This window comes from Micromonospora sp. BL1 (genome assembly GCF_003667485.1).
Lineage (GTDB): Bacteria > Actinomycetota > Actinomycetes > Mycobacteriales > Micromonosporaceae > Micromonospora > Micromonospora tulbaghiae.
Map to the genome: position 1 here is coordinate 1 of NZ_RCVK01000070.1, position 3,566 is coordinate 3,566.

Genomic DNA, 3,566 nt, shown 5'->3' on the forward strand with positions numbered 1-3,566 from the left:
GGTGGGGTGGAACGGGGAGTGGGGTCAGTGGCCCAGGAAGTGGTTGAAGAGGTCTGCCCGGCGGGACGGGCGATGGGTTCGGTGCTCGGTGTGGTCGGCTGAGGACATCACCTTCAGACCGGCGTTCATCGCCAGCCACCGCAGCGGCTCCGGTTCCCAGTGGGGGGAGCGGTGCCCGACCCACGGCAGCGCCGTCAGGTCGCTCTCCACGCCCCGGATCAGGTCGGCGAGCGTACGCCCGGCGAGGTTGCTGGTGCCGACGCCGTCGCCGACGTAGCCGCCGGCCCAGGCCAGCCCGGTACGCCGGTCCAGGCCCACCGACGCGGACCAGTCCCGGGCCACTCCCAGCGGCCCGCCCCAGGCGTGCGTCACCGGCACGTCCGGCCCGAGCACCGGGAACAGTTCCCCGAGCGCCCGGCGCAGCGCCGCGAACACCCGGGGCTCCCGGTCGAAGCCCGGCCGCACCCGGGACGCGAAGTGGTAGGGCGCGCCCCGCCCGCCGAACGCGAGCCGGCCGTCGGCGGTGCGCTGGCCGTACACGATGACGTGCCGGTAGTCGGAGAACGTCTCCCGCTCCGCCAGCCCGATCCGGGCCCAGGTCTCCTCGGGCAGCGGCGGGGTGGCCACCATCAGCGAGTAGACCGGCGCCACCGCACGCCGCTGGCCGGGCAGCCCCGGCGTGTAGCCCTCGGTCGCGCGGACCACCACCGGCGCCCGGACCACGCCCGCCGCCGTCACCGCCGCGCCCGGCCGCAGCGCGGTCACCGCTGTGCGCTCGTGGATGCGTACGTCCCGGCGCTCCACCGCCCGGGCCAGGCCCCGGACCAGCTTCGCCGGGTGCACGGCGGCGCAGTGCGGGGTGTACGTGCCGCCGCGTACCCCCTCGGCGTTGCACCGCGCGGCGGCCTCGCCGGCGTCGAGCAGCGTCAGGTCGTCGTCGGTCAGCCCGTGCGCGTGGGCCTGCGCGACCTCGGCCCGGGCCCGGTGGAGCTGGGCCTCGCCGCGTGCGAGCGTCACGGTGCCGCCGGCCCGCCAGTCGCAGTCGATGCCCTCGGCGGCGGCGACCCGGCCCACCTCGCCGACCGTGTCGTGCATGGCCCGCTGCATGGCCAGTGCCCGGTCCCGGCCGTGCCGCCGGGCCAGCGCCGGCAGCGAGGTGGGGAACAGCGCCGAGCACCAGCCGCCGTTGCGCCCGGACGCGCCGTACCCGGCGATCTCCCGCTCCAGCACGACGACGCGCAACGTGGGGTCGGCCTCGGCCAGGTACCACGCCGTCCACAGCCCGGTGTACCCGGCGCCCACGATCGCCACGTCGGCGTCCGTGTCGCCGGGCAACCCGGGTCGCGGTGTCAGCGGTTCGTCCAGGCCGGACAGCCAGTACGACAGATGCCGGTAGTCGGTCATCGGCGTCAGAGCCGGGACCACGCCTCGGTCAGCACCCCGCGCAGGATCTGCTCGATCTCGTCGAAGTGCTGCTGGTCGGCGATCAGCGGCGGGGCGAGCTGCACCACCGGGTCGCCCCGGTCGTCGGCCCGGCAGTAGAGCCCGGCGTCGAACAGCGCGGTGGACAGGAAGCCGCGCAGCAGCCGCTCGGACTCGGCCTCGTCGAACGTCTCCCGGGTCGTCTTGTCCTTGACCAGCTCGATGCCGTAGAAGTAGCCGTCGCCGCGCACGTCGCCGACGATCGGCAGGTCGTGCAGCTTCTCCAGGGTGGACCGGAACGCGCCCTCGTTGGCCCGGACGTGCCCGATCAGGTCCTCCCGGGCGAACACCTCCAGGTTGGCCAGCGCGACCGCGCAGGAGACCGGGTGGCCGCCGAACGTCACGCCGTGCGCGAACATGCCGGTCTCGGTGAGGAACGGTTCCATCAGCCGCTCGCTGGCGATCATCGCGCCGAGCGGGGCGTAGCCGGAGGTGATGCCCTTGGCGGTGGTGATGATGTCCGGCTGGTAGCCGTAGCGCACGGCGCCGAAGTACTCGCCGAGCCGGCCCCAGGAGCAGATCACCTCGTCGCTGACCAGCAGCACGTCGTACGCGTCGCAGATCTCGCGTACCCGCTCGAAGTAGCCGGGCGGCGGCGGGAAGCAGCCGCCGGAGTTCTGCACCGGCTCCAGGAAGACGGCGGCGACCGTCTCCGGCCCTTCCCGCTCGATGGCCCGGCCGATCTCGTCGGCGGCCCAGCGGCCGAACGCCTCGGCGTCGTCGCCGTGCTCGGGGGCCCGGTAGAAGTTGGTGTTCGGCACCTTGATGCCGCCCGGCACCAGCGGCTCGAAGTCGGTCTTGATGCCGGGCAGGCCGGTGATCGACAGCGCGCCCATCGAGGTGCCGTGGTAGGCGATGTAGCGGCTGACCACCTTGTGCTTGGTGGGCTTGCCGGTGCGCTTGAAGTAGGCCCGGGCCAGCTTCCATGCCGCCTCGACGGCCTCGGAACCGCCGGTGGTGAAGAAGACCCGGTTCAGGTCGCCGGGGGTGAGCGTGGCGATCTTCTCGGCCAGCTCGACGGCCTTCGGGTGGGCGTACGACCAGAGCGGGAAGTAGGCCAGCTCGCCGGCCTGCTTGGCGGCCGCCTCGGCCAGCTCGGCGCGGCCGTGGCCGGCGTTGACGACGAACAGCCCGGCCAGCCCGTCCAGGTAGCGGCGGCCCTGGGCGTCCCAGACGTACGCGCCCTCGCCCCGGACGATTGTCGGAACCTCGCCGGCGGGGTAGCTCGCCATGCGGGTGAAGTGCATCCACAGGTGGTCGGTGGCGTTGGCCATGTCAGCCCCATCGGGTCTCGGGCCGGTCAGGGGTGACACCGGCCGCTCTGCCCACGGTTATCCCACAGGCGATGCCGATAAGGCAAGCGAACAAGCTTCAACGCGACGGATTCAGCGCTGTATCACTGCGCTGTCAACGGAATCCGCATCAGGCGGTGCCCCAGCTGTAGGTCTGCTTGCGCAGCTTCAGGTAGACGAACGCCTCGGTGGAGAGCACCCCGGGGACGCCGCGCAGCTTCTGGAGGATCTCCAGCAGGTGTGCGTCGTTGCGGCAGACCACCTCGGCCAGCAGGTCGAACGAGCCGGCGGTGATCACCACGTAGTCGATCTCCTCGAACTCGGCCAGCCGGTCCGCGACCGGCTCCAGGTCGCCGTCGGTCCGCAGCCCGATCATGGCCTGGCGGGGGAAGCCGAGCTGGAGCGGATCGGTGACCGCGACGATCTGCATGACGCCCGCGTCCAGCAGCCGCTGCACCCGCTGGCGTACCGCTGCCTCGGAGAGGCCGACCGCCTTGCCGATGCTCGCGTACGGGCGGCGCCCGTCCTCCTGGAGCTGCTCGATGATCTGCTTGGCCACGTCGTCGAGCAGAGCGTGATTGGCGCCTTCACGCACGGTGACCCGGCGGTTGCCGTTCCCGATCTCCTGGTGCCGGTTGACCATCGACGCTCCTCGTGTCCGAATCTCCGTGTTGAGCGTAGTGCCCCGCGCAGTCTGGCGTATTTCGTGGCGACTGGCTATTCCGGCAACGGAATCCCTTGTGAGAGAGGTTTTCTCATGTCAGGATCAGTCGTCCATCGCCACTGACCCGT

The 3,566-nt window shown here is 72.0% G+C and carries 3 protein-coding genes; all 3 read right to left on the bottom strand.

Annotation, left to right across the window (positions count from 1 at the left end; all coding sequences use genetic code 11):
• Positions 1 to 24: 24 nt before the first annotated feature.
• Positions 25 to 1,404 (bottom strand): FAD-binding oxidoreductase, encoded by a 1,380-nt coding sequence (locus EAD96_RS00440; protein WP_121682876.1) that lies wholly within the window; start codon positions 1,402 to 1,404, stop codon positions 25 to 27.
• 5 nt (positions 1,405 to 1,409) lie between these two features.
• Complete coding sequence (locus EAD96_RS00445) at positions 1,410 to 2,756, bottom strand: aspartate aminotransferase family protein (protein WP_121682875.1); 1,347 nt, start codon at positions 2,754 to 2,756, stop codon at positions 1,410 to 1,412.
• Positions 2,757 to 2,904: 148 nt separating this feature from the next.
• Complete coding sequence (locus EAD96_RS00450; protein ID WP_018787551.1) at positions 2,905 to 3,417, bottom strand: Lrp/AsnC family transcriptional regulator; 513 nt, start codon at positions 3,415 to 3,417, stop codon at positions 2,905 to 2,907.
• Positions 3,418 to 3,566: the final 149 nt, after the last annotated feature.

Excerpts from the sequence above, each read along its gene's own strand:
- EAD96_RS00440 (WP_121682876.1), bottom strand. The coding sequence starts at position 1,404 with ATGACCGACTACCGGCATCTGTCGTACTGGCTGTCCGGCCTGGACGAA.
- EAD96_RS00445 (WP_121682875.1), bottom strand. The coding sequence starts at position 2,756 with ATGGCCAACGCCACCGACCACCTGTGGATGCACTTCACCCGCATGGCG.
- EAD96_RS00450 (WP_018787551.1), bottom strand. The coding sequence starts at position 3,417 with ATGGTCAACCGGCACCAGGAGATCGGGAACGGCAACCGCCGGGTCACC.